Annotated in this window: 29 protein-coding genes and 1 pseudogene; 16 read left to right on the plus strand and 14 right to left on the minus strand. The window is 63.1% G+C overall.

Annotation, left to right across the window (positions count from 1 at the left end; genetic code table 11):
- Nucleotides 1-25 precede the first annotated feature (25 nt).
- The 5 genes from GLL_RS00285 (at nt 26) to GLL_RS00305 (ending at nt 4519) form a co-directional block, all read left to right on the plus strand.
- Complete coding sequence (locus tag GLL_RS00285; protein ID WP_011140061.1) at nt 26-715, plus strand: nucleotidyl transferase AbiEii/AbiGii toxin family protein; 690 nt, start codon at nt 26-28, stop codon at nt 713-715.
- On the plus strand, nt 712-1023 hold the full coding sequence (locus GLL_RS00290) for a hypothetical protein (protein WP_164928420.1): 312 nt from the start codon (nt 712-714) through the stop codon (nt 1021-1023). Before GLL_RS00285 ends, GLL_RS00290 begins: the two co-directional genes overlap by 4 nt.
- A 116-nt stretch (nt 1024-1139) precedes the next feature.
- Nucleotides 1140-2228: a dockerin type I domain-containing protein gene (locus tag GLL_RS00295; RefSeq protein WP_231848295.1), complete on the plus strand. Its 1089-nt coding sequence runs from the start codon at nt 1140-1142 to the stop codon at nt 2226-2228.
- Nucleotides 2229-2244: 16 nt separating this feature from the next.
- Nucleotides 2245-3336, plus strand: coding sequence for a dockerin type I domain-containing protein (locus tag GLL_RS00300; RefSeq protein WP_011140063.1), 1092 nt, complete (start codon nt 2245-2247; stop codon nt 3334-3336).
- Between the two features lie 49 nt (nt 3337-3385).
- Complete coding sequence (locus GLL_RS00305) at nt 3386-4519, plus strand: dockerin type I domain-containing protein (RefSeq protein WP_011140064.1); 1134 nt, start codon at nt 3386-3388, stop codon at nt 4517-4519.
- 40 nt (nt 4520-4559) lie between these two features.
- Here GLL_RS00305 and GLL_RS00310 read toward each other — a convergent pair whose 3' ends face one another.
- The 10 genes from GLL_RS00310 to GLL_RS00355 form a co-directional block, all read right to left on the minus strand.
- Nucleotides 4560-5699 carry a glycine zipper 2TM domain-containing protein gene (locus tag GLL_RS00310; RefSeq protein WP_011140065.1) on the minus strand — a complete coding sequence of 380 codons (1140 nt, stop codon included), beginning with the start codon at nt 5697-5699 and terminating at the stop codon, nt 4560-4562.
- Nucleotides 5700-5783: 84 nt separating this feature from the next.
- The gene (locus tag GLL_RS00315) at nt 5784-6488 is read right to left on the minus strand and encodes a LuxR C-terminal-related transcriptional regulator (protein WP_011140066.1); all 705 of its coding nucleotides are present in this window, start codon (nt 6486-6488) and stop codon (nt 5784-5786) included.
- A gap of 49 nt (nt 6489-6537) precedes the next feature.
- On the minus strand, nt 6538-7206 hold the full coding sequence (gene upp, locus GLL_RS00320) for a uracil phosphoribosyltransferase (protein WP_011140067.1): 669 nt from the start codon (nt 7204-7206) through the stop codon (nt 6538-6540).
- A gap of 9 nt (nt 7207-7215) precedes the next feature.
- Nucleotides 7216-7530 (minus strand): DUF3155 domain-containing protein, encoded by a 315-nt coding sequence (locus tag GLL_RS00325; protein WP_230841110.1) that lies wholly within the window; start codon nt 7528-7530, stop codon nt 7216-7218.
- Nucleotides 7531-7615: 85 nt separating this feature from the next.
- A complete protein-coding gene (locus GLL_RS00330) occupies nt 7616-8053 on the minus strand; it encodes a hypothetical protein (RefSeq protein ID WP_011140069.1) in 438 nt (145 codons plus the stop codon).
- A 78-nt stretch (nt 8054-8131) separates the two neighbouring features.
- Complete coding sequence (gene holA / locus GLL_RS00335) at nt 8132-9097, minus strand: DNA polymerase III subunit delta (RefSeq protein WP_011140070.1); 966 nt, start codon at nt 9095-9097, stop codon at nt 8132-8134.
- A 5-nt stretch (nt 9098-9102) separates the two neighbouring features.
- Nucleotides 9103-10362: a S41 family peptidase gene (locus tag GLL_RS00340; protein WP_164928421.1), complete on the minus strand. Its 1260-nt coding sequence runs from the start codon at nt 10360-10362 to the stop codon at nt 9103-9105.
- 57 nt (nt 10363-10419) lie between these two features.
- Nucleotides 10420-10800 carry an Hpt domain-containing protein gene (locus GLL_RS00345; protein WP_164928422.1) on the minus strand — a complete coding sequence of 127 codons (381 nt, stop codon included), beginning with the start codon at nt 10798-10800 and terminating at the stop codon, nt 10420-10422.
- 80 nt (nt 10801-10880) lie between these two features.
- Nucleotides 10881-11990 carry a glutamate 5-kinase gene (gene proB, locus GLL_RS00350; protein ID WP_011140073.1) on the minus strand — a complete coding sequence of 370 codons (1110 nt, stop codon included), beginning with the start codon at nt 11988-11990 and terminating at the stop codon, nt 10881-10883.
- An 11-nt stretch (nt 11991-12001) separates the two neighbouring features.
- Nucleotides 12002-12337 carry a hypothetical protein gene (locus GLL_RS00355; protein ID WP_011140074.1) on the minus strand — a complete coding sequence of 112 codons (336 nt, stop codon included), beginning with the start codon at nt 12335-12337 and terminating at the stop codon, nt 12002-12004.
- A 106-nt stretch (nt 12338-12443) separates the two neighbouring features.
- Here GLL_RS00355 and hemL point away from each other — a divergent pair, with 106 nt between their 5' ends.
- From hemL to GLL_RS00370, 3 genes are read left to right on the plus strand one after another with little or no spacing between them, the layout of a single operon-like run.
- Nucleotides 12444-13742, plus strand: a complete 1299-nt coding sequence (hemL, locus tag GLL_RS00360) for a glutamate-1-semialdehyde 2,1-aminomutase (protein WP_011140075.1) — start codon at nt 12444-12446, stop codon at nt 13740-13742.
- Nucleotides 13743-13796: 54 nt separating this feature from the next.
- Entirely contained in the window at nt 13797-14318 is a 522-nt protein-coding gene (lspA, locus tag GLL_RS00365; RefSeq protein WP_011140076.1) for a signal peptidase II, read from the plus strand.
- Nucleotides 14319-14322: 4 nt separating this feature from the next.
- The gene (locus GLL_RS00370; RefSeq protein ID WP_011140077.1) at nt 14323-15255 is read left to right on the plus strand and encodes an RluA family pseudouridine synthase; all 933 of its coding nucleotides are present in this window, start codon (nt 14323-14325) and stop codon (nt 15253-15255) included.
- A 4-nt stretch (nt 15256-15259) separates the two neighbouring features.
- On the opposite strand, the gene GLL_RS00375 is transcribed toward GLL_RS00370, so the two are convergent.
- Nucleotides 15260-16093 (minus strand): immunity 49 family protein, encoded by an 834-nt coding sequence (locus GLL_RS00375; RefSeq protein ID WP_011140078.1) that lies wholly within the window; start codon nt 16091-16093, stop codon nt 15260-15262.
- 178 nt (nt 16094-16271) lie between these two features.
- Here GLL_RS00375 and GLL_RS00380 point away from each other — a divergent pair, with 178 nt between their 5' ends.
- The 8 genes and pseudogenes from GLL_RS00380 to GLL_RS00415 all read left to right on the plus strand — a co-directional run bounded on the left by GLL_RS00380 (nt 16272) and on the right by GLL_RS00415 (nt 23669).
- Nucleotides 16272-17105, plus strand: a complete 834-nt coding sequence (locus tag GLL_RS00380) for a DNA/RNA non-specific endonuclease (protein ID WP_011140079.1) — start codon at nt 16272-16274, stop codon at nt 17103-17105.
- A 188-nt stretch (nt 17106-17293) separates the two neighbouring features.
- Complete coding sequence (locus tag GLL_RS00385) at nt 17294-17611, plus strand: transposase (RefSeq protein ID WP_011140080.1); 318 nt, start codon at nt 17294-17296, stop codon at nt 17609-17611.
- Nucleotides 17611-18477 (plus strand): IS3 family transposase, encoded by an 867-nt coding sequence (locus GLL_RS00390; protein WP_011140081.1) that lies wholly within the window; start codon nt 17611-17613, stop codon nt 18475-18477. The genes GLL_RS00385 and GLL_RS00390 overlap by 1 nt, the downstream gene beginning before the upstream one ends.
- A gap of 54 nt (nt 18478-18531) precedes the next feature.
- Nucleotides 18532-18717 (plus strand): annotated as a pseudogene (locus tag GLL_RS00395) (transposase); the annotation flags it as partial.
- Nucleotides 18718-18911: 194 nt separating this feature from the next.
- Nucleotides 18912-19229 carry a hypothetical protein gene (locus GLL_RS00400; RefSeq protein ID WP_164928423.1) on the plus strand — a complete coding sequence of 106 codons (318 nt, stop codon included), beginning with the start codon at nt 18912-18914 and terminating at the stop codon, nt 19227-19229.
- 68 nt (nt 19230-19297) lie between these two features.
- Entirely contained in the window at nt 19298-19864 is a 567-nt protein-coding gene (locus tag GLL_RS00405) for a photosystem I assembly protein Ycf4 (protein WP_011140083.1), read from the plus strand.
- 3 nt (nt 19865-19867) lie between these two features.
- On the plus strand, nt 19868-23014 hold the full coding sequence (locus tag GLL_RS00410; protein WP_164928424.1) for an alpha-mannosidase: 3147 nt from the start codon (nt 19868-19870) through the stop codon (nt 23012-23014).
- A gap of 61 nt (nt 23015-23075) precedes the next feature.
- The gene (locus GLL_RS00415; RefSeq protein WP_011140085.1) at nt 23076-23669 is read left to right on the plus strand and encodes a rhomboid family intramembrane serine protease; all 594 of its coding nucleotides are present in this window, start codon (nt 23076-23078) and stop codon (nt 23667-23669) included.
- Nucleotides 23670-23748: 79 nt separating this feature from the next.
- Here GLL_RS00415 and GLL_RS00420 read toward each other — a convergent pair whose 3' ends face one another.
- Genes GLL_RS00420 through recO form a run of 3 tightly spaced genes read right to left on the minus strand, consistent with a single transcriptional unit; the run spans nt 23749 to nt 26949 of the window.
- Nucleotides 23749-24897: a glycosyltransferase family 4 protein gene (locus GLL_RS00420; protein ID WP_011140086.1), complete on the minus strand. Its 1149-nt coding sequence runs from the start codon at nt 24895-24897 to the stop codon at nt 23749-23751.
- A gap of 4 nt (nt 24898-24901) precedes the next feature.
- Entirely contained in the window at nt 24902-26146 is a 1245-nt protein-coding gene (locus tag GLL_RS00425; protein WP_011140087.1) for an MFS transporter, read from the minus strand.
- Nucleotides 26147-26163: 17 nt separating this feature from the next.
- Entirely contained in the window at nt 26164-26949 is a 786-nt protein-coding gene (gene recO, locus GLL_RS00430; RefSeq protein WP_011140088.1) for a DNA repair protein RecO, read from the minus strand.
- Between the last annotated feature and the right edge of the window lie 8 nt (nt 26950-26957).

Raw genomic sequence — 26957 nt, forward strand, 5'->3', positions numbered from 1 at the left:
GTTATAATGCGGCGAGATTGAAGCGATGCGCGTGCGCCACCAAAGCCGGGTCTTCATCCCCAATCTAGCTATGCTGCCCCCGCCACAACGCTCCTTGTGGCCGGAGCTGGGCGCCACGCCAGAAGCCTTCGCGCTCTACGGAGGCACAGCACTCGCGCTGCACCTGGGGCATCGCACATCGGTCGATTTCGATTTTTTCTGCAATGTCCCCTTCGATCCCGATCAGCTCGCTTACGCGCTGCCCTATCTTAAGGGCGCGGAACGGGTTCAGCTTGCCCCCAACACGCTGACCTGCCGCGTCGAGCGCGGCGGCCCGGTGCTGGTGTCCTTTTTCGGCGGCCTCGGCCTGGGTCAGGTAGCACTGCACGAGCAAGTGCAGGCGATGCCGCTGCAGGTAGCTTCGCTGCTGGATATTGCCGGTACCAAAGTGGCCGTGGTGCAAAAGCGAGCGGAAATCAAGGATTATCTTGATATCGACGCTCTGCTGCAGCACGGAATTGACCTGCCAACAGCACTGGCAGCCGGTGCGGTCGTGTATGGGCGCAGCTTCAACCCGCTGATAGCACTCAAGGCGCTGAGCTACTTCGACGATCTGCCCACCTTACCCGCCGCAGTCCGGGCGCGGCTCAGTGCAGCAGTCACGGCGGTCAATGTAAACCAATTGCCAGTACTGACCCCCTATATCGAACGACCGAATCAGGAGTTTAGGCGATGAAACCATTGCCACAGACACCGGAATTGCTGGCGGTCGCTGAGCGCGTGGTGTGGTTCAAGCCCCCAGCCGAGGCCTTGGGGGAGCCATTGCATTTTCTGGCGCACGTCATGACTTACGGTACGCCCGAGGACTTACGGGCACTGCAGGGCACTGTGGGGCTGAACGAGTACTGTGAAGTCCTCGACAATACACCGCCGGGTGTGTTCGATGCTCGTTCCTGGGCCTACTGGAACCTCATATGCGGGCGCGACCCCGCACCGCCCTTGCCTTTGCGGCAGGGCTTGCACCCATCCCGCCCAAAAACCTAGCTGCGCCCACAATGGCGTGGGTGGCAGGGCTTTCTGTTTGTTCAATCGTGGCGCCTTTTAGGCCGTTTTGCCGGAGGGGTCAACCGTTATAATGCGGCGAGATTGAAGCAATGCGCGTGCGCCACCGAAGCCAAGTCCTCTTCATTACTGCCGCCAGCCTGTTACTTTTGGCCCAGAGCCTGCCTGCTGCCAGCGGCGACGTCAACAGCGACGGTCGCGTGGACGATCTCGATATACGTATCGTCGAGCAGTACCTGCGCGGCGATCTGCTGTTGCAAAACGATCAGATCAAAGCCGCCGACGCCGACGGCGACGGTAAGGTGACCCGCAACGACCGCGACCTGCTCAAGCGGCGGCTCGAAGGCATTACCGTCAAATCCGGTCCGGCAAGCCAACTGGAATTGCAGAGCGTCAGCGGCGGCGTCGTGCTCGACAAGGCCACCGGCAAACCGCTCGCCGGTGTGGAAGTCTCGCTGCCCGACGAAGGGATCACCGTGCGCACCGACGCCCAGGGCCGTTTCAAGCTCGCCCGCGCCCCGGCGGGCAAGATCCTCACCGCCAAAGCTTCCAGCTACGCACCCCAGTCGATCACCCTCGCCCGCGGCGGCAGCGGCGGCTACCGGCTGTTGCTCGAACAGTTGAACCCCCAGTTGATGGTGGTCGACGACAACCTCTACCATCTGGGCAACGACGACTTTGATCCCAATTCGGCAGGGGCTTTGCAATTCAACCTGCGCAGCATCGGCGGCCGGTTCGAGAAAACCTTCGAACTGACGAGCTTTCCGCGCGAGGATCTGACGCTGCGCATCGGCTCGCTGATCGGCCTCGACACGCCCGAATCGGTGGCGGCGGGCCAGTCGGGCCTCACCGACCGCATCCTGCCCAGAGGCGGCCTGCGCATCTTCCTCAACGGCTCGGCCATCGAGCGGCTGGTCCTCAACGGCGACGACCTCGAAGTCAAACTGCCCCGCTGGCTGTTGCAGCGCGGCACCAACCGGCTGATGCTGAGCGTCGATCCTTACGATCAGAACAATATATCTATATCCAAGCCCGTCACCGGCCTGTACGGCACGGCGACCCGCAGCAGCTTCGATCTGGATGATATAGAATTTGCCCATCTAGTGATCGTCGATCCGACCGGATCGCTCGTCGACGGCAAGCTGGAGGGCGAACTCGGTAAAAAGCCGTCGCCGCCCGGTCCCTGAACTCGGGAGGTGCCCCGTGCGCCGAATTGTATTTTTATTTGTTTGCCTGGGCGTCTGGACGGCGGGAGCCGCGGCCCGGGCGGCGAGCGGTGATGTCAACGGTGACGGCCGCGTCGATGCGGGCGATATCCGGCTCATCGACGAGTATTTAGGCGGTACACGGCTGTTGCAGGACGAGCAGATCAAAGCCGCCGACGCCGACGGCGACGGGCAGATCACCGCCACCGACCGCGAGATGCTCGATAGGCGCGTTTCGGGTCTTGCGGCGGGGTCCGCGGCGCCTGGCCGCAGCGCGAGTCGGGGTCAGGTGGATCTGACCAGTGCCGACGGCGGTGTGGTGGTGGACAAAGCGACCGGCAGGCCGCTCGCAGGCGTCGAAGTGTCGCTGCCGGACGAAAAGATCACCGTGCGTACAGACGCGCAAGGCCGCTTTCGCTTACCTGGCACTGCCTCCGGCAAAATCCTCTCGGCCCGCGCCGAAAACTACGTGCCTTCGTCGGTGACTACCCGCGGCCAGCGGGGTTTTCAGCTGCAGCTGGAGCGCCTTAACCCGCGCGTGCAGGTGCTCGACGACGAACTGGTGCATCTGGGAGACAACAATTACGACCGCCGCTCGGCAGGAGCGCGGCAATTCCAGGCCCCTGCCGCCGGCACCCGCTACACCCGCACCTTTGCGCTCGGCCGTCTTCCCGGCCAGGATCTGCAACTGCGCATCGGCTCGCTCATCGGCATCGACACCGAAGAATCGATCGCCGCCGGTCAATCGAATCTACCGGCCGCCGGCCGTCGCGAGCAGCGGGCGGGCGGGGTAAAAGTGCGCCTCAACGGCCGGATCATCGGCGAACTGCTCCTGGGCGGCGACGACATCGCCATTGCTCTGCCGCGGCAACTGTTGCGCCCGGGCGCCAACGAGATCGCCCTCGAGGCGGCGCTCATCAACCGCAGCGGCGTAGTCATCGAACCCGACAGCTTCCTGGGCAAGATGCGCGGGCTGGGCCTGGGAGACATGGCCCTATCCCCCGATTCGCTAGACTATGACGATATCGAGTTCACCCATCTGGTGATTGTTGATCCGAGCGGCAAGGCGCTGGAGCGCCGGGAACCCTGAAAGCCCGACGCCACGTCCATTGCTGATAGACCCTAGGTTTATCACCCCCATGATCCGCGTTCTGTGTTTGGTTGGTCTTGCCTTGCTTGCAGCCGCTCCGGCCTGGGCCGAAAGTGGCGACGTCAACGGCGACGGCCGCGTCGATGCGGGCGACATCCGCCTCATCGACGAGTACCTGGAAGGCTCGCTGCTGCTGCAGGACGAGCAGATCAAAGCCGCCGACGCCGACGGCGACGGCAAGATCACCGCCACCGATCGCGAGATGCTCGACAGGCGTCTTTCGGGACTCGCGGTCGCTCCTGCTCCCGCCGGTCGCAGTGCGAGTGCGGCTAAAAACCAGAGGACTGCTCCCCCCGATACCTCGGGTGCGTCTATCGATCTCAATAGCGCCGACAGCGGCGTGGTGGTGGATAAGACCACCGGCAGGCCGCTTGCGGGTGTCGAAGTGTCGCTCCCGGACGAAGGGGTGACCGTGCGCACCGATTCCCAGGGTCGCTTTCAACTGCCCAAATCGAGCGCCGGCAAGATTTTGACGGCCAAGGCCTCCAACTATGCTCCGACGGCGATGGCCTCGCGGGGCGGCGGCGGCTTTCAGCTCAAGCTCGAACGCTTGAGCCCTCGGCTGCAGGTGGTCGACGACGGCCTGGTGCACCTGGGCGACAACAGTTTCGGCCCCGGTTCGGCCAACTACGCCGAATTTCGCCAACCCGCCCAGGGCCGCAGTTACACCAAAACCTTCGCCCTCGATCGCCTCCCCCAGCGCGACATGATCCTGCGCATCGGCTCGCTGATCGGCCTCGACACCCCCGAATCGGTAGCAGCCGGCCAATCGCAGCTGCCCCTGTACGGTACCTCCAGCGACGGATTGCGCGTCTACCTCAACGGCAGCCTGATCAAACAGATCTTCGTCAACGGCGACAACCTCCCGGTCACCATTCCCCGCTGGCTTTTGGTACGCGGCAACAACGAACTGCGCCTGGAGACCCATCCAGTGGGCGGCAACCGGGGTGGGGCGGTGATGAGCAGCCGGGGCTTCGGCGGCATGCTGGGCGGCCTGTTCGGTTTTGGGGGAAGCATGCGCTTTCCGGTGGACAGCACCCCCGATTACGACGACATCGAATTTGCCCACCTGGTGCTCGAAGATCCAAGCAGCAACGAACGCCCGTCGCGGGTGGAGTTTTAGTGTCGGTCAGGTATTTCAAGCCTGATACCTGGAACCTGCCTCAGTTATTGCCAATCGTCAAATCTTCAAGCAACTGCGGATTGGCAGTACCCGCCGGAATGGCAACAGTAGTGCGGGTTTGGGGCTGGGACATCGAACCGCCCAAAAATGAACCGAGCAAACCGCCCAACAGGCCACCCCACAGACCGCCCCACCTGCGGTCGACAGAACGGCCCAAAAGCGAGCCGCCCACCCCCCCGGCGACGCCGCCAATCATCATGCCGGTGCCCTGGTTGCCGCCGGAGCGGCTGGTTTGCGAAGGATAGACCTGGGAGACCGCCCGGATCGTGTACTGGCGGTCGTTGACATAGAGTTCGCGCAGCGTCAGGCGCGCGCCGCTCGGGGTGGGTTCGACCGTACCGCGCACCTGGCTGCCGCCGGGGATCATCAGCTCGCCGTCGTCGCTGAGGATGTCCTGCAACACCACCGCCTGGATGGGCACAGGCGATTCGCCTTCGACCACGACCTCGCGCTCCAGGAGCACCGGGATCGGGCTACCGGCGCGCAGTACGCTCACGCCGGTGCGAAAGGGCCGCTCGCTGTCGGAAGGTCCGCCGCCGGTGGCCGGGTCGGCCACCGCCTGGCCGGGGTAGAGCGGCTCACCCAAGACCGGCAGATTGCCCTTACCCGCGGGCGGATCGATCGGATCTCCCAGCACCGGGATACCGCCCGGCTCCTCGGAGGTGGGTTTGGAAGCGGCGATGAGCTTGCCCGGTTTTTTGCCCGCCGGGACAGCGACCGAGGCGAGGCGGATTTTTTCGAGCATCTCGGGGTCACCCGAGCGCTGCAGTTGGGTGGCCGCACTCGGGGCGATCGAACCTTCGAGCGGCGTCGGGCTGCCCAGCAGATAGGCGCGCAAGGTGACGGTTTTGATGGCGGGGTCGGCGCCTTCGAGCAAACTCGCCAGTTGGATCAAGGCGAGCTTCAGTTCGTCGCGGTTAGGAAAAATTTGCTCAGATTGGATGTTGAGCTTGGCCTTGTCGCGCTTGAGCGTAAATTGAGAGCCGACCAGACCCGAGCCGGACACGGTCTGCTCAAGCTGCTGCACCGACGCCGCGAGCAAAGGCACACCCTGGCAAGCCAACAGCACCATGCTCAACGCCACGGCAACACCGCCTCGCCGGATCTTGCTGACACCCATCGCCCGCCCCGCCTGCAAATGGTTCGTAATTTTTATTGTAGACTCGCGCCCGCCGGGCGGGTTCCAGCGGGCGGACAGCGAGGCTCAGCGCACCGGGTCGCGCCCGAGGTGATTGCGGTTGATTTGATCAGGCCGCAAGATGCCGTACTCCAGGGCGCGGCGCACACACAGCGTCCGGGTACGGCGCAGTTGGCCGTCCTCGACACCGGGCTCCGAAAGAATCTTCGCCATCAGTGACTTGACATGGGAAGCGACCGTCGAAGGCGCCACCACCAGCTTCTGGGCAATCTCGCCGTTTTCGAGCCCCAGGGCCATATAGCGCAGCACGATGCGCTCGCGGGGCGTGAGCTTGGGCACATCGAGCTTGAGGGGGCGGCCGACGCCCTGGGCGGCCTGGCGGATCGCCTCGATGCGCTCCTGGGGTGTGGCGGTCTTGAGCAGATAGTCGTAGACCACCCGGGGCTTGCAGTCGACGAAAGGCTGGGCAGCCACCAGCCCGGAGCGATCCTGGTGACCGGTCATGATGATGAGCCGGGTGGGCCAGCCGCCCGCCCGGATGGCCCGGCCGATCGCCAGTCCCCCCAGGTACTCCGCCGATTCACCGGCGGCACGGGGCAGTTCGAGGTCGACCAGGGCGACCTGGGGCTGGTGATCGCGGATCACAACGAGGGCTTCTGCAATCGTCTGGGCCTGGGCCACCAGGCGGATGTCGGGGCAATTGCCCAGATAGGCGGCTGCACCGAGCAGCACATCCGGGTGATCATCGACAACGACAACGCGGATGGACATCGTATCACCGAACGCAATTGTTTGCGCCTATGTTAGCAGGCGCACCATGTCATCCTACGCCTGGGGGATGCCCGGTACCGAAGGCCCTATCCCCAGCGTCGCCGAGACCCGGCACGATAAATCCGCGCTCGTCGAGCCGCTCGTCGATCATGGCGGTGTAAATGGCGAGGCTCGGGTAGCTTAGCCCCAAACGCTGCAACGCCGGGGGCGCACAGATCACCGAAATGATCCGCACCAGGGCCGGATCGGCGCCGCGCTCGACGAGCTTGGCGACGACGGCAGTGGCGGTGCCGCCGGTGGCAAGCATCGGTTCGAGTACCAGCACCCGCGTCTCGGGGGCGAAGCGGGGCGGCAAACGATCGAGGTAGCAGGCGGCTTCGAGGGTGCGCTCGTCGCGGGCGTAGCCCAGGTGGTAGACCGAGGCGGCCGGCAACAGCGGCAGCACCCCGTCGAGCAACGCGAGCCCGGCGCGCAGCACCGGCACGATCGCCACCGGTACACTGCTGTCGACGATGCGGGCGGCGGTGATCACGTCGAGGGGTGTTTTCACGCCGACTTCGAGCACCGGCAGCCAGTCGCGCACGCATTCGTAGGTGAGCCAGCGGCCCAAATCGGCCACTGCGGCGCGAAAGACCGGGGTGGGCGTGGCCTCGCTGCGGCAGACGGCCAGCAGATTGGTCACGAACGGATGGGGTGGAACGTGGATTTTGAGGGCCATCGGTGATCTTCAGGCGACCGAGTCGCCCTGGGCTTCGCCGCTCAGTTGAGCGCGCAACAGCGCCAGCGAAGGAAAGGTGAAATGGTTTTCCTCGACGTACTGGGCGCTAAATAGGCCCTTAAAACCCCAAAAATATCGCTCCTGGATGCGCTCGGAGCGATGGACAACCACGATAGCCGGCGGTTGGATGCGGTTGGCTTCGATAAAGCGCCGGGCGGCGGTCACCGATTTTTCTTCGCAGCATTCGAGCCCGAACCGGGGAACTAGATCGAGAATCCGCTTGCCCTCCAGGCGGCGGGGATTCACGCGCTTGCGTCTGGCCAAGCTTTGATCTCCTGAATGGGTAGACAGGTCGGGGAGGAAAGCAGGTATGAGTATAGCGGTTGAGGCCCGGCAAACAAAGCGGACTTTACAATCCGAAAGTGAGCGGCCGGACCACATAAAACGTTCCCACCCCGGCGGCGGCGGCCACCAACAGGGTCAGCACCCAAAACAACCAGCCCGGTCCTTCCGGCAATGCGGACTTTTCTGCGGCGAACCGAGGGGCGGGGAAGCTTTCTTCCTCCTCGACAGGCTCGGTCCATTTGGTGAACATCAGGGGCCGGGTGGCCGGAGCGGCAACGGCGCGATGGGAAGCGGATTCGGCGACCACCGGCGCAGGGGGAAGCGGCGCTTCTGAAAGTTTCAGATTCAACCGGCGCACCTGCAGCTCGAGGGCCTGGTTTTGGCGTTCGAGACGCTCATTGCGGCTGACCAGTTCGTCGAGGGTCTGCTCGACTTCGTCGAGGCGGGCGCAGAGGCGGCGAAAAACAGCCACCGGGACAACGGAAGACTTTTTTCGAAACATGGGGCAGAGGGATGGAACTGCGCCCTCATCATAATGGGGGAGCTGCCGCCGGGAGTTTCAATCCCCCCTGTTTGGGGGCTAGCGCAGGGCATTCACGATGTGCAACACCGCCGATTCGAGGGCGGCGCGCTCGGGGCGACCGCTCTTGAGCGCCACCTCCAGTCCAAGCAAAATCGGCAGGACCCGTCCGAGGCGCTCCGCGGAGGTGCGCTCCACTTCTTTTTGCAAAAAATAGACCCGCCCCGGATTGGCGATCTCGGCGGCGGCGGCGATGGCCTGGGCATCGCGCTCGCCCGCTTCGATGAGAACCCGTACCCACAACCAGGTCCGAAACTGGTTGACCAGCACCGCCTGGATGCGCAGGGCCGGTTCGTTGCGCCGCAGCAGTTCGTCGAGTACGCGCAGGGCAGTGGCGGCTTCCCCGGCCAGCAAAGCGGCGGCCAATTGAAAACTGGTGTGGGCGGTAGTGGCCACCAGCGCACCCACCGCCTCGGCGTCGACGGAGCGGCCCTGGGCAAAAAGGGCGAGCTTCTCCAGTTCGTTGTCGAGGCGGCGCGTATCGTTGCCGACCGCCTCGGTAAGTAGTTGCAAAGCCGGGGCGCTCAGGGTGACTTTGCGCTCCTGGGCCATCTGCTGCACCTGGGCTTTGAGCTTCGCCTCCTGCCAGGGAGGGATGAGCGAAAATTCGCGCACCTCGCCCACTTTGGCCACGAGCTTGGTCGATTTGAGGCGTCCGTCGGGCTTGCCCTGCAAAGTAAACAGCAAATGGCCGTTGGGATGGAGATGCGGCAAGGTGCGGGCCAGTTCGGCCAACTCGCCCTCGGGACAGTGGCTGAAGATTCTCGCTTCTTCGACCCACACGAGGCGCCCGCCGCCGCCAAACGGTGCACTTGCCGCCTGGTTGAGCGCATCGATGAGCGCCTCGCCCGCGTAGCGCCCGAAGTTGAACGCCTCCCAGGCCGGCTCGACCGCAGCGGCACGCAGTTGCTCGACGGCCTGCCCGCGGCGGTAGGCGTCCTCTCCCCAATAGAGGTGCACCGGCATGGTGGTTACTGGCTAGAAGCCAGGGCGCGGGAGAGCGCCTTCGCCCCGGCCTGGTACTGGCTGTCGGCGTCGGTGGCCAACTGCTCCAGCGAGAAGCTCTTGGGCAGTTCCACTTTCACGTCGGGCTCGATGCCTTGTTTGTGGATGTCCCGCCGCGACGGGGTCTGGTAGCGGGCGATCGAAACGGCCAGACCCGAGCCGTCCTTAAGGGGGTGAATGGCCTGGATGAGCCCTTTGCCGAAGGATTTGGTGCCCACCAGTTGGGCGCGGCGGTTATCCTGCAGGGCGCCGGCCAGGATTTCGCTCGCCGAGGCACTACCGCCGTCGATGAGCACCACCAGAGGCCGGGCGGTGAGGGGAGCGCGTTGGGCGCGGGCCTGGTCGCGCTCGCCCTGGCGGTTGACGGTGTAGACGACGGTCTGACCCGGCGTCAGCCAATAACGGGCGATTTCGACCCCCGCTTCCAATAGACCGCCGGGGTTGCTGCGCAGGTCGAGGATGTAGCCCGCCGCGTCCTGGGCTTCGAGCTTCTCGATCGCCTGGCGGACCTGTTGGGCGGCGTTGCCGTTGAACTGGGACAGGCGGATATAACCGATGGGTCGGCCGTCGAGGCGCTTCAGTTGGCTGGTGACCGGGTTGACCTGGATGGTCTCGCGGGTGAGGGTGACATCGAAGGTGCGCTCGCCGCGGCGCAAGCCGACATTCACCTGGGAGCCGATTTTGCCGCGCAGCCGGTCGGCCACGTCGTCGAGGGCCTGACCCTTGGTCGGTCGGCCGTCGATTTCGACGATCAAATCGCGGGCTTTGACACCGCCTCGAAAGGCGGGCGACCCTTCGACGGCGGCAATGACGACGGGTAGTTCGCTCTCGGTGTCGAGGGTAATCTGCAGACCCACCCCGGAGAGTTCACCGCTGGTGGTCGTCTGCAGGCTCTTGAACTGCTTGGGATTCAAAAAACGGGTGTACGGATCGTCGAGGGTCTTGAGCATCGAGGCAATTTGCTCGTAGACCTGCTCGCTGGTCTCGGCGGGCTTTTCGAGATAGGTCTGGCGCACACTCCACCAGTCCTGGCCGTTGAACTTGGGATCGACGTACTCATTGTTGATGTAAGTCCAGGTCTCGGTGAGAACCTCTTTGGGGGCGGGACCGGCGGTGCTGGAGAGCACCTCGGCCGAGCAACCGGCAAGCGCCGCGCTTGCCAGTGCCGCCGCCCAGACGGCGTGCCGCCGCAACCGGACGGGCCTTGCATCGTTCGGTTTGTCCAAGTTGGCCTCCACTGGTACCCCTCAAACCATCTTAATGCGCAGGGGCCGGGGTGCCAGCTAGCCCGGCTGGAGGCTGCAGCGGCGTTGGGCGGCAAAGGCGCGCACCGCTTCGAGATGCTCGCCGATGCGGCGGCACAACTCGGGCGCTTCGGCAAATCCGCCGCTGCAGCACCCGCTTTCGAGGCGGCGGGCCAAAAACAAAATCGCGGGCGCGCCGACGCTGGCGCTAGCGCCACTCAACTGGTGGGCCTGCTGCTGCAGCGCCAGGCAATCGCCCCGCGCCACCGCCAGACAGGCCTGCTGCAGTCGCTCCTCAGCATCGCTGATAAACGTTTGCAGCAACTCGATCTCAAAGGCCGGATCGTCCTCGCAGAGCTTCTGCAGATGTTCAAGCTCGACGACACCGGTGAGCTTTTCTTGGGGCTGAAAGGACATCATCTTATGCATGTGCCTACAAGTGGATAGAAACGGGGCCAATCCCCATCGTTTTGGAAGCAGGCATTAAATATAGCGCTTTTTCAAGAAAGGGTGACCAGATTGTCGCGGTGCACGGCCGTGGGCGGTTGTCCTTCGATACCCAAAAGCGCGGCAATCTCATGGCTTTTGCGGCCGCGGATTTTTTCCAGTTCTTCGCTGGAATAATTCACGAGCCCCCGGGCAAATTCGAGGCCCTGCCCGTCGATGAGCCGCACCAGCGCTCCCGTCTCGAAGCGGCCTTCCACGCCCCTCACCCCGGCCGGCAGCAGCGATTTGCCCCCTTCGCGCACCGCCAGGACCGCCCCCTCGTCGAGGTGGAGCGCCCCGGCGGGCACCAGACCGTAGCCGATCCAGCGCTTGCGCAGCGACAGACGCCCCCCGGGCCGCGCCAGGGCAAATCGGGTGCCGATTGCTTCGCCCGCCAGGATGCGCTCGATATTTTGCGGGGTGTTTCCCTCGGTGATCACGGTGGCCACCCCGGCGCTCGCGGCGATGCGCGCCGCCTCCAGTTTGCTCGCCATGCCGCCGCTGCCCCAGAGGCTGCGCCCGCGGGCCGACTGCAGCAGTTCTTCAGAAATCTCGGTCACCTCGGACAAAAGCCGTGCCTGCGGATCGAGGCGCGGGTTGGCCGAGTAGAGCCCGGCCACGTCGGTGAGCAGCACCAGCCACTGCGCCTCGACCAGCCCCGCCACCAGCGCCGAGAGGGCGTCGTTGTCCCCGAAGCGCAACTCGTCGGTGGCCACCGTGTCGTTTTCGTTGACGATGGGCACCGTCCCGAGTCGCCACAATTCGCTCAACGTTTCGCGGGCGTTGAGGTAGCGGACGCGGTCCATCAAATCCTGGCGGGTGAGTAATACCTGGGCCACCGGTTGGCCGAGCGCTCCGAAGAGGCGATCGTACATGCTCATCAGCAGCCCCTGCCCGACGGCGGCGGCGGCCTGCTTGCCCGCCACGGTGGCGGGGCGCTCCTTGAGGCCGAGCCGTGCGCAGCCGACCCCCACCGCCCCACTGCTGACCAGGATGATCCGGTGGCCCGCGCGCCGCAGCCGCGTGAGCGTCTCGGCGAGCCCCCCAAGCGTCGCCAGGCGCAAATCCCCTGTGCTCGGGTCGCTCAGGCTCGATGTGCCGATTTTGACCACCAGCGCGACCATGCCGCCTGCCTCTACACCGCCTGCAAAAATACTTGAATATCCTCGCGCAACTGGTTCAGGTCCACTTCGACCGACAGGCGCACCTGGCTGGTCTTGAGGGTGACCAGCACCCGGGCGGCAAAGGGCGAGGGCCAGAGGTTGGGGTTGCAGAAGACTTCCAGAAACACTTCACCGCTGTAGCGGTACTCGCTGGACGGCCGGGGGGTCTTTTTGCCGGTTTGGGCCGAGGCGGCGCGCAGGTGTTCAAGCAGCGTCTGCATCTCGGCATCCAGGGAGCGCACGGCGGCGGCGGGCAGCGCAACGGCGACGCTGCCGCCGGAAAAATTGAGGGTGAGACTCGGGATCATCGTCGCAATGGGGCGGGCGAGTGCATTGTACGCTTTGCCGGGGGCCGGGTGCGGTAGGTTAATCTGGTTGAGCAAAATCGTGTGTCTAGAGAGTAGCGGGAGAACGATGGTCACCAGCGCTTTTCAAACTGCCCAGTCCCACCGGCTCTTCGCCGAGGCCCAGCAGCTGATGCCCGGCGGGGTCAACTCCCCCGTGCGCGCCTTCAAATCCGTGGGCTCCGAGCCTGTCTTCATCGAACGGGCCGAGGGCGCCTATCTGTGGGACGTCGACGGCAACCGCTACATCGAGTACATCAACACCTGGGGACCGTCGATCGTCGGACACTCCCACCCGGAGGTGATCTCGGCCCTGCGCGAAGCGTTGCCCAAAGGCACCAGCTACGGCGCGCCGACCCGCCTCGAAAACCAGATGGCCCGCACGGTGATCGACGCCATCCCCGCCGTCGAGATGGTGCGCTTCGTCAACTCCGGCACCGAAGCGACGATGTCGGCTCTGCGCCTGGCGCGCGCCTTCACCGGCCGCGAGAAGATTATCAAGTTCGAAGGTTGTTACCACGGCCACGCCGACATGCTGCTGGTCCAGGCGGGATCGGGGGTGGCCACCCTCGGCTTGCCCGATTCGCCCGGCGTGCCCAAATCGACCACCGCCGCCACCCTCACCGCTCCCTACAACGACCTGGCCGCCGTCGAAGCGCTCTTTAAGCAGTACCCAAGCGACGTCGCAGGGCTCATTCTCGAACCGGTGGTGGGCAACGCCGGCTGCCTGGTGCCCGAAATCGGCTTTCTCGAAGGTCTGCGCGATCTCACCCATGCCCATGGGACAGTGCTGATTTTCGACGAGGTGATGACCGGCTTTCGGCTGTCCTACGGCGGCGCCCAGGCCCGCTATGGCATCGAACCGGATCTCACCTGCTTGGGCAAGATTATCGGCGGCGGACTGCCGGTGGGCGCCTACGCCGGTCGCCGCGAAATCATGCAGATGGTCGCCCCGGCCGGGCCGATGTACCAGGCCGGCACCCTGAGCGGCAACCCGCTCGCGATGACCGCCGGGATCAAGACCCTCGAGATTCTCCAGCGCCCCGGCACCTACGAGCGGCTCGAAGGACTCTCGGCGCGCCTTGCGGACGGTCTTTTGGCCGCTGCGCGCGAGGCGGGGCACGCCGCTACCGGTAACCGGGTGGGGGCGATGTTCACTTTGTTCTTCACCGAGGGGCCGGTGCGCAACTTCGCCGACGCCAAGCGCTCGGACTTACAAAAATTTGCCCGCTTCCACCGGGGCATGCTGGAGCGCGGCGTCTACCTGGCCCCCTCGCAGTTCGAAGCGGGGTTCATGTCCCTCGCCCACACCGAGGAGGACATCGACTACACCGTCGCCGCCGCCCGCACCGTCCTCGCTGCGCTCTAGCGCGTTTTGCGGTTAGGCTGATGGAGATTTTATGACCCGCAGGAGCGGCACCTCGTGAGCGCGAAAAATCCCTGGTTCTGGCTGGCGGCCATCTTGGCTATCGCCCTTGACCGGCTCACCAAGGTCTGGGTGGTCGCCCAGCTGGCGCCGGGGGAGAGCATCGCTCTGTGGCCGGGGGTCTTTCACCTGACGCTGGTCAAAAACAGCGGCGCCGCCTTCAGCCTGTTTGCCGGGGGCAGCGATTGGCTCAAGTGGATCTCGCTGTTGGTGAGCGTCGGTTTGTGCGTCTACGCGCTGGTCGGTCCGCACCTGGGCTCCTGGGAGCAGATGGGCTTCGGTCTGCTGTTGGGCGGGGCTGTCGGCAACGGCTTCGACCGCTTCGCCTTTGGCGAGGTCACCGATTTTCTGGACTTCAGGCTGATTCAGTTTCCGGTCTTCAACGGCGCCGACATCGCCATCAACCTGGGACTGGCCTGTCTGCTCATCGGCACGCTGCGTTCCGAAAGTCGCACCCCAGCCCCCGCGCGCCCGGCCTCCAAGCAGATCCGCGAACCCACCGACACCACCGGAGGGTAAACCCGTGTCCGCCGCCGATGCGACCTGGCTGACGCTCACCGTGCAGCCGGACCAGTCGGCGATGCGCCTCGATCGCTGGCTGGCCGAGCAGGTGGCGGACCTTTCGCGCGCCCGCATCCAGGCGCTCATCGACCAGGGATTGGTACTGCTCAACAACCGGCCCTGCCGCCCCCGCGACCTGGTGCATTCCGGTGACGCGGTAGCCCTCACGATCCCCGCTCCCGAGCCGCTCGCCATCGAAGCGCGGCCCATCGCCCTCGATATCGTCTACGAGGACGAAGAACTCATCGTCATCGACAAGCCCAGGGGCCTGGTCGTTCACCCGGCCCCCGGCCACAGCGACGACACACTGGTCAACGCCCTGCTCGCCCACTGCCGGAACCTCTCCGGGATCAACGGCGTGCTGCGCCCCGGCATCGTCCACCGCCTGGACAAGGACACCACCGGCCTGCTGGTAGTCGCCAAGACCGACCGCGCCCATCAGCACCTGCAGACACAGATCCAGGCGAAGACCGCCCGGCGCGACTACTTGGCTATCATCGCCGGTGCCCCCGCCGAGACCACCGGTACGATCGACGCCCCCATCGGCCGCCACCCGGTCCATCGCCAGAAGATGGCCGTACACCCCAAAGGCCGCCCGGCGCGCACCCACTGGCGCGTTTTGGAGCGTCTGGGCAACTTCACGCTGGTGGAATTCAGCCTGCAGACCGGCCGCACCCACCAGATCCGCGTCCACTGCCTGCACAAAGGCTGGCCGATCGCGGGCGATCCGCTCTACGGCTCGGTCAAAGTGCCGGCGACCCTGAACGGCCAGGCGCTGCACGCTTTTCGCCTGGGTTTCGAGCACCCGGTGACCGGCGAGCGGCTCACCTTCGAGTCCCCGATGCCCGCCGAGATGGTCAAACTGCTCGACGCGCTGCGCAGGCGCACGCCCTGACAATTCAACCGCCGAAGCGAGCGCGGATCAAAACGTCGGGCAGATAATGCGATTCCACTGCGAGCGTTTCACCGACTTTAAAAAAGATCGTCGCAAGACCCACACCGACAATCGACAGCCAGCCGCGCGGATTGGCCCGGCGGCCGGGGGCGCTCCAGTATTCCCGATGCGCCTCCAGGTGTTTGAGCATCGCATCGTTGAAGGCTTTGCCGTTGCGCTCCAGCAGGGCCACCAGCAGCTGCACCTCGCTGGTGCGCACCTGCAGCGCCTGGAGGTCAAACTGGGTTTCTTGCAGCGCTGAGCGCAGCGCCAACTGGGCCCGGCGCGCCTGCATCGGTTGGCGCAGGGAAAAGGCGCGCAGCGCATCAATTGTCAGATACGCATACTCGGGAGCCACCGTGCTCGACTGGCGCAGCAGCTCGTTGGATATTTCAAGCAGCGTTTCAAGCTGGATATCCCGGCGAGCCGCCACCGCCAGACAAAAACCCTCGATCCAGTGGCGGGCTTGGGTGAAAGCGGTCGAACCGGTGGTGTACAGGCAGACATCGTTGCTCACCGTATACAGTTGTGCGTCCCGCTGCCCTGCAGGCGCCTGCGCCAGCCTCAAAGTGTCGGTCACCGCGAGCGCCGCCCGGTCGATCGCCTGAAACAGCTCGCGGTCGTTGTTGTCGAGTACCGCCAGGCAGCCCGCCAGCCCGAGAGCGGCGCCGTAGATCTGCTCCAGGCTGTTTTGCTTTTGACGTTGGAGCGTTTCGAGCGCAGCAGCGTACTGCTGTTTGTACTGCTCGTACAACGCCTGCAGGCTGTCCAGGTCGGCGGCGTGGTGAGGAAAATGCATACAAACCAGCCTAAACGCCCAGGCAGCCCCTGGCAACTTGTTTCGATTTGCGCCCGTCGGCTTGCCCCTAGACGATTCTGATTAAGGGCGCAGTAGGAATGGGTAAAGATTGCGCCATTGACATCCCATCGAATCCAACTTTATGGTCATGTAGACTTTTACAAGTGGTTTTTGCTCTATGTTTCGCAACATTTTTTTGAAGCGCACGGGCATCGTCGGCGCAGTGCTCTCGGCACTGCTTTTGTTGGCCCCTAAAACTTCAAACGCCCAAACATCGAGTGTGCATCTCACCCTTGGTAATCCGAGCGGTGCCGTGACAAGTACCAGCTATTCGTATAACTATCTGCTGATTAAATCGCAGTATGCCCTTTCCTACAGCGATTACGACAAAATTCCCAACTGGGTGAGCTGGCAGCTCAACAGCAGCTGGTTGGGCAGTGCTTCGCGCCAGAACGATTTTCGGCCCGATTCGGCTTTGCCCAGCGGCTGGTACCGGGTGGCGAGCGACGATTACACCAACAGCGGCTACGACCGGGGGCATATGACCCCTTCGGCCGACCGCACCAGTTCGACGCAGAACAACTCCGCCACTTTTTTGATGACCAACATCCTTCCGCAGGCGCCGGACAACAACCAGGGACCATGGGCGGAGCTTGAAGAGTATTGCCGCGAACTGGTCAATCAGGGCAAGGAGCTTTATATCATCGCCGGAGGCGACGACAACGACAACTACTTCCAGAGCAACTACTCCGGGCAGTACATCTCGGTCCCTTCCTACGTCTGGAAGGTGATCGTCGTGCTCGATTATCCAGGCCAAGGTGTGGGCGGTGTGAATACAAACACGCGGGTAATCGCAGTCGAGATGCCCAATGTGCAGGGAATTCGCGACGACGACTGGCGCTGGTATCGCGTGAGTGTCGATCACATCGAGTACTACACCGGTTACAACTTGCTGTCGAACGTGTCGACGAGTATCCAGGATGTCATTGAAGCCCAGATAGACGCTGGATAGCTTTACTGAGCGTCTTTTTACACTCCATCCTCGAAAGTGTGCAAGGTGCAGCAGGTCTCGCTCGCCATCGAAAACTATCTGATTGATGATGGCGAGCATGTTCACGAGGCGGTTCTCGCGACGGACTGGACTGGACCCGTAATTTGAGACAGAGAGTTAAGCTCCACTAAGCACAGGAGCAAAATTCCATGTCCCTGCCCAGACGGCGCTTCTCTCGCGAGCTCAAACTTCACATCCTTGCCCAGATCGAAGCCGGCCAGACCATAGCCGCGGTTGCCCGCGAGCACCAAATCCATCCGACACTGATTACCCAATGGCGCCAACAACTCGCCAAGTACGCGGAGGAGGCCTTCTCAGGCAATGGTCGTACCTATCACGAAGAGGCCCGGGTTGCTGAGTTGGAACGGATGGTTGGCCAGTTAACCATGGAGAACGTCCTTTTAAAAAAGGCCTTGACGCGTCTCGAGAGCAGAAGCCGACCGACGCGCCCGGATGGCAACAAATAATGCTGCAACTGGTGGCGGAACAGTCGGATGCTCAAGGCGGGCTTTCCATTGCCCAAGCGTGTCGGACGTTGGGTTTGAGTCGAGCCGAATACTATCGGTGCAAAGGTGCTCTCCAGAAAAGCGACAGCGATATGGAGGTGCGCGTCCGGATTCAAGCCATTGCTCTAGAGTGGCCAAGTTACGGCTCTCGGCGCATCAGATTCGCATTGAAACGTCAGGGGTTGACTGTCAACCGCAAGCGGGTGCAACGATTGATGCGCGAGGATAACCTGCTGTGCTTGCGCAAGCAGAAGTTTGTAAAAACGACGGATTCGGAGCATGGTTTGACCGTTTACCCGAACCTGTCTGCGGGCCTGCAGTTGAGCGGAATCGACCAGTTGTGGGTGGCGGATCTGACGTACATTCGTTTGTCAGGGGAGTTTGTGTACTTGGCGGTGATTCTGGATGCCTTCAGTCGCCGAGTGATTGGCTGGTCACTGGAAAGATTTCTGGATGCGGGGTTGGCAGTTCTGGCCTTGAGAATGGCGATTACCTCGCGCTCATTCGGGTCAGAATTGGTGCATCACTCGGACCGTGGTGTGCAGTATGCCTCGAAAGAGTACACAGCGATTTTGAAAGACAGAGGAATTCAAATCAGTATGAGTCGTCGAGCAAATCCGTACGACAATGCGAAGGCAGAGAGTTTCATGAAGACCTTGAAGTATGAGGAAGTCTATATGTTTGAATACGAGAACATGACGGAGGCACGAAATCGGATAGGTGATTTTTTGGAGGAGGTGTACAATCAGAAAAGATTGCATTCATCCATCGGATATCTGCCTCCCACTGAGTTCGAGCAGCGGTTGACTATGCCAGACCCTGCTTAACTACCTGTCTTAGCCAAGGGATCCATTCCATTGTCTCACGTTAGGGGTTCAGTCCAGTTGCGCAAGCGGGGGATTATCGAAGCGATCAATGACCAGCTGAAGAACATATTGCAGATAGAGCACACCCGTCATCGCAGCGAAGTAAACTTTTTGGTCAACCTGGTGTGTGGATTGATTGCCTACTGCCACAAACCGCACAAGCCGTCGGTGGCCTCGGATGTCGACCAGCTCAATGCTTAACCCGAACTCACGTTCAGTTAAGAGCTTGACGGACAAGACGGTATCTCCCCACGGATAAATTCGGGGGACTCCTTCCTGCTTCACTGGCCCGGTACTCCGGTGACCTCCACAGGCTTCTTGACGGCGTGCCCCGCCGCTGCACTTCCGCCAGCAACACTAGCAACAGGCACCGGCGCATGTGGGAAGATGGCGCCATGACTGCCGGACGCATGTGGGCTGCAGCGCTGTGGATGACCGCCTGGATGGCTGCGGCCGGTGGTGCTTTGGCTGCTCCTCCTTACGAATTTCCGCCCGCCGAGGAGACGCCCGAGGAGGTGCTGCGCCTGGAGGAGCCGGGCTACGGCAATTCGGCGGTGAGCGGCGAGCGGCTGAGCCTGGGCGATTATGCCCGGTTGCAATCGGAATTGCAGGAAGTGCAGAAGACCGAACCCAAGATCAGCCCGCAACTGCAGAACCTCATTTTTCTGCTGAAGATCCGCAAGTTCCTGCGCACCTTCGTTCCCTTTGTTTGAGTTCCGGGCATCCGTCCGCAAGCGCATATAAGATCAAGAGTGTTTCAATCCTCGATGGAATCAGGCCCATGGCCGCACCGGCAATTTATCAAACGGACAAGGTTTTGCGCTTCGAAGTGCCAGGTTCCCGCAGGCCCAGCACCTACTTTTTTGCCCTGGTGCTCACCCTGGGTGGATTGGGCTTTTTATTCGCGGGTCTGTCGCCCTTTGTCGAAACCAACCTGCTGCCCTTTAGCGACACGCGCGGCCTGACGCGCTTTCCGCAGGGGGTGACGATGATCTTCTACGGCGCGCTTGCCACCCTCTTTTCGCTCTACTACTGGCTGGTGCTCGCCCTCGATGTCGGCTCCGGCTACAACGAATTCGACAAACAAAACAAAAAAGTGACCCTCTTCCGGCGCGGCTTCCCCGGCAAGAACCGCATCATCGAGATTGTCCATCCGCTCGAAAATATTCTGGGCCTCAAGGTGCAGATCAAAGAAGGGCTCAACCCGCGCCGCGCCTACTTTCTCAAACTCAAAGGGGCGCGGGATCTGCGCCTCTCGCCGGTCGGCCAGCCCCAACCGCTCGCGGCGGTCGAAGATCAAGTTTCGGCGATCGCCCGCTTCTTGAATATCGGCGTGGAAGGGATCTAGCCCTTGCACCGGTTCGCCCCCCTACTCGCTGCTGCCGCCTTCGCCCTGGCTGCCCCCGCTGTAGCCCTGGCCGCTCCCTTACCCGAAAGCCTGGTCAAACTACGCTCCGTCTCGCGCGTGCCGCTCATTGCAGGCTGGAAGTCGCACCAGGGAGATCTGCCCGATGCCGCCTCGCCCGCCTTCGACGACAGCGCCTGGCCCGTGGCCAAACCCGACGCCAAAGGCAACATCGGCTGGCCGAAGGGCCGCCGGGTGCTCTGGCTCAGGCAGTGGGTGACAATTCCGCGCGACTGGCAGGGCTACGCGAGCGCCGGGACCCGGGTGCACCTCAACCTCATCTGGTGGGCCGAAAAAGCCGAAATCTATGTGGGCGGCCGCTTTGTGCAGGCGGGCGATCTCTACGACGCGGTCCAGCGGGTGCCTGTCACCGCTGCCGCCCGGCCGGGAGAGCGCGTTTTGATTGCCGTGAAGCTCACCAGTCCTGGCCACGACAGCGGTGCTCTCAGCCAGTCGCGCCTCGACATCGACGCCCCCGCCGGGCGCACCGATCCGGGTTTACTGGCCGACGAGTTGGAAGTGGTGGATAGCTATCTCAAGGAGATCGCCACCCCCACCGAACGCCGCCAGTGGCGTCCCGCCCTCGACCGGGCACTTGCCGCTCTCGACTGGCGCGCCCTTTCCCGGCGCGATCAAGCGCGCTTCGAAGCGTCGCTCACCCGTTCGCGTGAAAGGCTTGTCCCTACGGCCCAACTCACCCGAGCGCGCACGATTGCCTTACTCGGCCACTCCCACATCGACATGGCCTGGCTGTGGACGGTACCGGAGACCAAGGAGGTGATCGAACGCACCTTCCGCTCGGCCCTTGGGTTAATGGAGGACCATCCTCGCCTCGACTTTGCTCAGAGCACCGCCCAGTCCTACCAGTGGCTGGAGCGCGAAAGGCCGCAATTGTTTGATGCAATTCGGCAGCGTGTAAACGACGGGCGCTGGGAACTGGTGGGGGGCATGTGGGTCGAACCGGACCTCAATTTGCCCGACGGCGAGTCATTGGTCAGGCAGGTGCTCTACGGCAAGCAGTACTTTCAAAGCCGCTTTGGCCGGGATATCCGCGTCGGCTGGAACCCCGATTCGTTTGGCTACACCTGGCAACTGCCCCAGATCTACAAAAAATCGGGGATCGATTATTTTCTGACCACCAAGCTCGACTGGAACGACACCACCAAATTTCCGCACCGGATCTTCTGGTGGCAAGGACCGGACGGCTCGAAGATCCTGACCTATTTCTCCAACCTCCTGGGAGCCCAGATCGAGGCGGTGCCGATGGCCGAAAAAGCTCGCGCCTACGAAAAAAACACCGGTCTTCCAAAATTGATGTGGATTTACGGGGTCGGGGATCACGGCGGCGGCCCGACCCGGGACATGCTCGATCAGGCCGAACGGCTCGCTTCCTCGCCCGTCTATCCGAAGATTGAAAAAACGACGGCCCTCGCCTACTTCGAGCAACTCGCGGCAGCCGACCCCAAGGCCCGCCGCTTCCCAACCTGGAATAGCGAGTTGTACCTGGAATTTCACCGCGGCACCTTCACCACCCACGCCGGCCAGAAGCAGAAAAATCGGCGTATGGAAGTGACACTGGCCGAGGCCGAAAAGTTTTCCGCTGCCAGTACGGTCCTCCAGAGCACCGCATATCCCGCCGCCGAACTGGAAGTAATCTGGAAAAAAGTGTTGTTCAACCAGTTCCACGACATCCTGCCGGGATCGGCCATCCCGGCGGTCTACGAGCAGGCCGACCGCGAATGGCGCGAAGCGCAAGCTGCGGGAGAAGATCTGCGCACCGGCGCACTGCGCGCCCTCGCAGCCCAGGCCGATACCCAGGGGGCGGGCCTACCCGTGGTCGTCTTCAACAGCCTCGCCACCCCCCGCGACGCCCCGGTGGCTTTGCCCGCACCGGGCAACCTGCGCGGTGCCCGACTGGTGGCGGTCGATCGCACGGGCAAGGACGTGCCGGTCCAGGCGGCGGGCGATTGGCTCCATTTCTGGGCGGCGGGCGTGCCGGGGATCGGCCACAAAGTTTTCTGGCTGCGTCCGGCGGACGCACCGGCACCGGCGACGACCGGGTTGGAGAATGCCTATCTGCGCGTCGAAGTGGACCCGCGCACTGGGGATCTCGCGAGCATTTTCGACAAGCGCACCGGCCGGGAGACCTTGAACGGTCCCGGCAACCGGCTGCAGTTCTTTAAAGACGAGGGCCAGTACTGGGACGCCTGGAACATCGATCCCGACTACGAAAAACATCCTCTCGAAGCGCCCACCCTAGTTTCACTCCAAACGGTTGAGCAAGGTCCGGTGCGCGCCGTGGTGCGCGTGGTGCGCCGCTTTCGCCAATCGACTTTCGAGCAGGATCTGATTTTGTACCGCGACGCACCCCATCTGGAGATCGCCAACCGCGTCGACTGGCAGGAGCGCCACGTCTTTGTCAAAGCCGCTTTTCCCCTGGCAGTGCGCTCCGAGCAGGCTACCTACGAAATTCCTTTTGCCACGATCGAGCGAAGCACGCTGCGCGACACGCCCGCCCGCAAAGCCCAGTGGGAGGTACCCGCTCTGCGCTGGGCCGATGTCGCAGATGCGCGCTCCGGGGTGAGCCTGATGAACGACAGCAAGTACGGCCACGACGCCCGCCGGACAGATACTGGTACGCTGCTCAGGCTGTCGCTGTTGCGCGGTCCGGAGTGGCCCGACCCGAAGGCGGATCTCGGGGAGCACAGCTTTCGCTACGCGCTCTACCCGCACCCGGGTGACTGGCGCGAGGCCGCCACTGTTCGGGCGGGGTTGGAGTTTAATACGCCTTTGCACGCGCTCCCGCAGACCATCCACCCCGGAACGCTGCCGGAGAGCTTTTTGCAGCTGGACAACCCGCAGGTGGTGGTGGCCGCCTGGAAACAAGTCGAGGACGGCAAGGGCTGGCTTCTCCGGCTCTATGAATCGCAGGGCCAACCGGCTGCTGCTCGCCTGCGCCTCGCCATCCCCGTGCGAAGCGTTGTCAAGACCGATTTGCTTGAAAGACCCATCGCAGCGCTTGCGGTGCAAGATGGGCAAGCTTCACTGCAGCTTGGTCCCTACGAAATCCAGACCGTTCGCGTGCAGTTTTAAAGCTTGGCCGCTCACTGGGCTAGGATCAAGGCGATCTCAGACCGACGCGCGCGAGGGTGTCATGCTCAAAAAAAGCGAGAACCAGTCGATAGCCCGCACGATCAAAAGCCAGGCTCAGATCTTGGGAGGGACGGTGGCGGCCTTCTGGAGTATCGAGATCGTCGATCAGGTGCTCTTCGCCGGGCGCTACCTCGACGTATTTGGCATCCACCCGCGCGACCTCGATTCGCTGGTCAATATTTTCTTCGCACCCTTTCTGCACGTCGGCTTCGGGCACCTGATCGCCAATACCGTGCCCTTTCTGGTGCTGGGCTGGCTGATCATGGCCCGCAGCTTCAAAGATTTTTTCTGGGTGACACTCATCGTCACGCTAGTGAGCGGCCTGGGGGTCTGGCTGTTTGCCCCGACCAACACGGTGCACCTGGGGGCGAGCGGCGTCGTCTTCGGCTATCTGGGCTATCTGCTGCTGCGCGGCTACTTCGAGCGCAGCTGGCAGTCGGTGCTCGTCGCCCTCGGGGTCGGCTTTTTGTTCGGCGGCGCGCTGTGGGGGGTATTGCCCCTGCAGGCGGGGGTCTCCTGGCAGGCCCACCTGTTCGGCTTTTTAGGCGGGGTGCTCGCCGCCCGCTGGCTCACCCCGCGCCGCCCGGCTTCGTAGCTTCAGATTTGTCTGGCCCAGCGCTTGGTGGTTGCCCGCAGACTCTCCGGCTGCACCGGCTTGCTTAAAAAATTGTCCGTCAATTTTTTAGCAGTCGGGCGGGGGTCCGCTCAAGCACTTCCGCATATAAGTTCTCAAGTGCCCAGATGTTCGAGGAGAGCGTATAGTGCTCGATGACGCGGGCGCGAGCCTTCTGACCCAACAGGGCGGTAAATTCCGGTTGCTCGCCGAGCATCGGCAGCAGCGTGCGCAACTCCGAGCGCACCCGCAGCGGGTTGACCAGCAGCCCCGCCCCACCGGCCAGCACCTCGCCGTCGGCACCGACGTCGGTAGCGAGACAGGCGGTACCACAGGCCATCGCCTCAAGAAGCGACAGCGACAGTCCTTCGACCAGCGACGGGAGCACAAACACGTCCGCCCCCTGCAAAATCTCGATGCGGCGCTGCTCGGAGGCCAGGTAGCCAAGCCAGCGCACGCCCTCCTCGGTGCCGTAGAAGCTCTGGAGGTTGGCGCGCTGGGGACCGTCACCGATAATGGCGAGCCGGGCGCCCAGGGCGTGCATGCCCGCCTGCTTCCAGGCTTTTAGTAGTTGCTCGACGTTTTTCTCGACCGTGAGGCGGCCCATATAAACAAACAGCCGTCCGGCGCGCAGTTCGTCTTTGATGCGCGAGTAGCCGGGGCAGTAGCGAGCAGTGTCGACGCCGTTGGGGATGATCGCGATGCGCCGCCCCGGCACGCCCAGGCGGATGAGCAGATCCTTTTGCAATTGCGAGAAGATGATCACCCGGTCGTAGTTGGCCAGGGTCGAGGTGTACCACTGATACATCAGGTACTGGGTATTGGCGGCAAAGTTGCGCCGCCGCCGGTCAAAGGCCGGGTGGAAGGTGGCCACCAACGGCAGGCGCAACTCTTCGCAAATTTCGGGCAGGGCAAAATCGAGGGGCGAGAGGGTGAGGCTCGCGTGCACCAGGTCGGGCTTCAACTCGCGCAGCGAATCGACCAACACCTTGCGCGCCCGCAGGGACGGAATGGTGTATGCCTGGGACTTGTAAAGACATGGCAGGGTCACTTCCCCCAAATCCGCCCGCGGCGGCAGTATTTCTTCTTCCTGGACAAAATGCAGAAAACTGACCCGGTGTCCCAACTCCATCAGGGCGTTGGTCACTTCGCGACTGTAGGTAACGTTTCCGCAAAAAGGGGTCTTCTTACCCAGCCAGGCTATATGCATCGGATCATTTCGAGAGGTCCCGGGAGAACCATTTGCTCACGAACCCTGCCAGCAGCACCACCAGACCTAGAGCCAGAATAACAGGACGCAGACCGAACAGGGCAGCGGCCCGCTCCGCGAGCACCAGAGGCAGGCTGAGGGCGATATTGACCAGGTTGTTCTGCAGGCCGAAGACCTTGCCGCGCATCTGCTCGGGGGTCTGCTCCTGGATCAGGGTTTGCATCGGCACCCCGATGCAGGCGCCCCCCAGACCCAACAACAAAGTGAGCGAGAGGGCCGACCAGACATTGCTCGCCCAGTACAGGCCAATCAATGCCGCTCCCATCAAGATCGCCCCGACCAGGGCGAGGCTCGGGCGCGGTAGGCGGTTGCCGAACTTGCCCACCGCGATCGCTCCTGCCACCAGACCGCCGCTGGCCGAGGCGAGCAGGAAGCCGAATTGCTCCTGCTTGAGGCCGATGGCGGGGGCCAGGTTGATTGCCAGGATCGTGAGGGCGGCGATGACGCTGTAGAGCACAACCAGTTGCACAAAGGCAAAGCGCACACCGGCGTTCTGCTTGAGGTAGACGAATCCTTCGCGCAGGTCTTTGGCCAGATTCGGCTCGGGGCGGTGCTTGAGAGATTCCTTCTCGCCGGTGTGCATAAACCCGATGAGCAGTGAAGCGATCACGTAGGCGCCGCCCACGATCCAGTGGCCGTCGTCCGCCCCGCCGATGAGGCTCAGCAGCGGCTCGCCGATGGCAAAACCGACCACCGCCGCCACCATCATCGTGGCGGTAAAGAGCGAATTGGCCGACAGTAACCCGCGCCGCTCGACAATCAGCGGGATCGCCGCCGTCTCCGCCGGCGCAAAAAATTGAGTGAGCGTCGAGACCAAGAAAGTGAGCGCCAGCCAGAAGGCGTACTGAACGGGTAAGAAGGGCACCACCAGTACGAATAGACCACGCAGCAGATTGGAGACGATGAGCACCGTCTTTTTGGGCCAGCGATCGACGTAGACCCCGGCCACCGAACCGAACAAGATGGCCGGGACGGAAGAAGCGATCATGATCCCCGAGGACAGTTGGGCGGTGAGCGCCTCGGTAAAGTGCACGGCGATCAGCGCGATCATATAGACCAGAAAAATCTTGTCGGCCAGTTGCGAGAAGACCTGTCCGCTCCACAAAAACAGGAAATTCCGGTTGCGCAGGACGTCGCGAAAACCGAGGGTTTTGTGCTGCTGTGAGGAATCCTGGGTCGTGGGTGCCATAAAAACGCGCCGTCGGGTTATTGGGGCGAAGCAGCCGCCGGGACGGCGAGCGGCTCAAAACAGATCTCCAGCAGTGTCGCTGCCCGGAGCGGCCGGTCAAAGTGGAATTCGATATGGCGGCGCAACAGCCGCTCCAAACCGATCCACAGATAGTTCCAATCGAGGCTCGCGGGCGTCAGATCCGCATCGGCCAATAGCTGCAAGGCCGCCACCTGTTCGATATCGAGGCGAAAACCCACCCGCTCGTGGGACAGGCACTCGAGGGCCACGAGCCCACCCCCTTCGACGCTAAAACCGGCCGATTCGGCTGAAATCGGCCGGTGGCTCACGGTACAAAAATGCACTTCCGGCGCCACACCGCCCACGGCCAACAACTGATACACCCCGTGCACCAGGCGGGCGGCGATCTGGTGGGAAGGGGTGGCGGCGAGCCGCTCCAGGTGGACCAACAGCAGATCGTAAAGGTCTTCTTGGGCCTGGCCCTCGGTGGCTTCCTGCAGCACCCCTTCGGCCAGGTACTGCGCCGCGGTGAGGCGGCCTAGATCCTGCAGCAGGCCCGGGAAAGTGCGCAAGCTCTCCGCCTGGGTGAGCTGGTCGAGGCTGCGGCCCCGGTACAGCTGCAGGTCGTTGACGACAAATTGCTCGGTGCGCCCGCCGATCCGGGCGTTGGCCTTGCGCGCTCCTCGGGCGACCGCCCGCACCAGGCCGTTCTCGCGCGTCAGAATCGTCATGAGCAAATCGCTTTCGCCAAGGGGCATGCGCCGCAGGTTGATGCCGGTGGCCCGGTAGGTTTTCCCAGACAAGAGCGTTT

Source organism: Gloeobacter violaceus PCC 7421, assembly GCF_000011385.1.
GTDB classification, from domain to species: domain Bacteria; phylum Cyanobacteriota; class Cyanobacteriia; order Gloeobacterales; family Gloeobacteraceae; genus Gloeobacter; species Gloeobacter violaceus.

What these genes read in the sequence shown, in the direction of transcription:
- GLL_RS00285 (WP_011140061.1), top strand. Translation starts at nt 26, where the DNA reads ATGCGCGTGCGCCACCAAAGCCGGGTCTTCATCCCCAATCTAGCTATG.
- GLL_RS00290 (WP_164928420.1), top strand. Translation starts at nt 712, where the DNA reads ATGAAACCATTGCCACAGACACCGGAATTGCTGGCGGTCGCTGAGCGC.
- GLL_RS00305 (WP_011140064.1), top strand. Translation starts at nt 3,386, where the DNA reads ATGATCCGCGTTCTGTGTTTGGTTGGTCTTGCCTTGCTTGCAGCCGCT.
- GLL_RS00310 (WP_011140065.1), bottom strand. Translation starts at nt 5,699, where the DNA reads ATGGGTGTCAGCAAGATCCGGCGAGGCGGTGTTGCCGTGGCGTTGAGC.
- GLL_RS00315 (WP_011140066.1), bottom strand. Translation starts at nt 6,488, where the DNA reads ATGTCCATCCGCGTTGTCGTTGTCGATGATCACCCGGATGTGCTGCTC.
- upp (WP_011140067.1), bottom strand. Translation starts at nt 7,206, where the DNA reads ATGGCCCTCAAAATCCACGTTCCACCCCATCCGTTCGTGACCAATCTG.
- GLL_RS00330 (WP_011140069.1), bottom strand. Translation starts at nt 8,053, where the DNA reads ATGTTTCGAAAAAAGTCTTCCGTTGTCCCGGTGGCTGTTTTTCGCCGC.
- holA (WP_011140070.1), bottom strand. Translation starts at nt 9,097, where the DNA reads ATGCCGGTGCACCTCTATTGGGGAGAGGACGCCTACCGCCGCGGGCAG.
- GLL_RS00345 (WP_164928422.1), bottom strand. Translation starts at nt 10,800, where the DNA reads ATGATGTCCTTTCAGCCCCAAGAAAAGCTCACCGGTGTCGTCGAGCTT.
- proB (WP_011140073.1), bottom strand. Translation starts at nt 11,990, where the DNA reads ATGGTCGCGCTGGTGGTCAAAATCGGCACATCGAGCCTGAGCGACCCG.
- GLL_RS00355 (WP_011140074.1), bottom strand. Translation starts at nt 12,337, where the DNA reads ATGATCCCGAGTCTCACCCTCAATTTTTCCGGCGGCAGCGTCGCCGTT.
- hemL (WP_011140075.1), top strand. Translation starts at nt 12,444, where the DNA reads ATGGTCACCAGCGCTTTTCAAACTGCCCAGTCCCACCGGCTCTTCGCC.
- GLL_RS00375 (WP_011140078.1), bottom strand. Translation starts at nt 16,093, where the DNA reads ATGCATTTTCCTCACCACGCCGCCGACCTGGACAGCCTGCAGGCGTTG.
- GLL_RS00380 (WP_011140079.1), top strand. Translation starts at nt 16,272, where the DNA reads ATGTTTCGCAACATTTTTTTGAAGCGCACGGGCATCGTCGGCGCAGTG.
- GLL_RS00385 (WP_011140080.1), top strand. Translation starts at nt 17,294, where the DNA reads ATGTCCCTGCCCAGACGGCGCTTCTCTCGCGAGCTCAAACTTCACATC.
- GLL_RS00390 (WP_011140081.1), top strand. Translation starts at nt 17,611, where the DNA reads ATGCTGCAACTGGTGGCGGAACAGTCGGATGCTCAAGGCGGGCTTTCC.
- GLL_RS00400 (WP_164928423.1), top strand. Translation starts at nt 18,912, where the DNA reads ATGACTGCCGGACGCATGTGGGCTGCAGCGCTGTGGATGACCGCCTGG.
- GLL_RS00405 (WP_011140083.1), top strand. Translation starts at nt 19,298, where the DNA reads ATGGCCGCACCGGCAATTTATCAAACGGACAAGGTTTTGCGCTTCGAA.
- GLL_RS00415 (WP_011140085.1), top strand. Translation starts at nt 23,076, where the DNA reads ATGCTCAAAAAAAGCGAGAACCAGTCGATAGCCCGCACGATCAAAAGC.
- GLL_RS00420 (WP_011140086.1), bottom strand. Translation starts at nt 24,897, where the DNA reads ATGCATATAGCCTGGCTGGGTAAGAAGACCCCTTTTTGCGGAAACGTT.
- GLL_RS00425 (WP_011140087.1), bottom strand. Translation starts at nt 26,146, where the DNA reads ATGGCACCCACGACCCAGGATTCCTCACAGCAGCACAAAACCCTCGGT.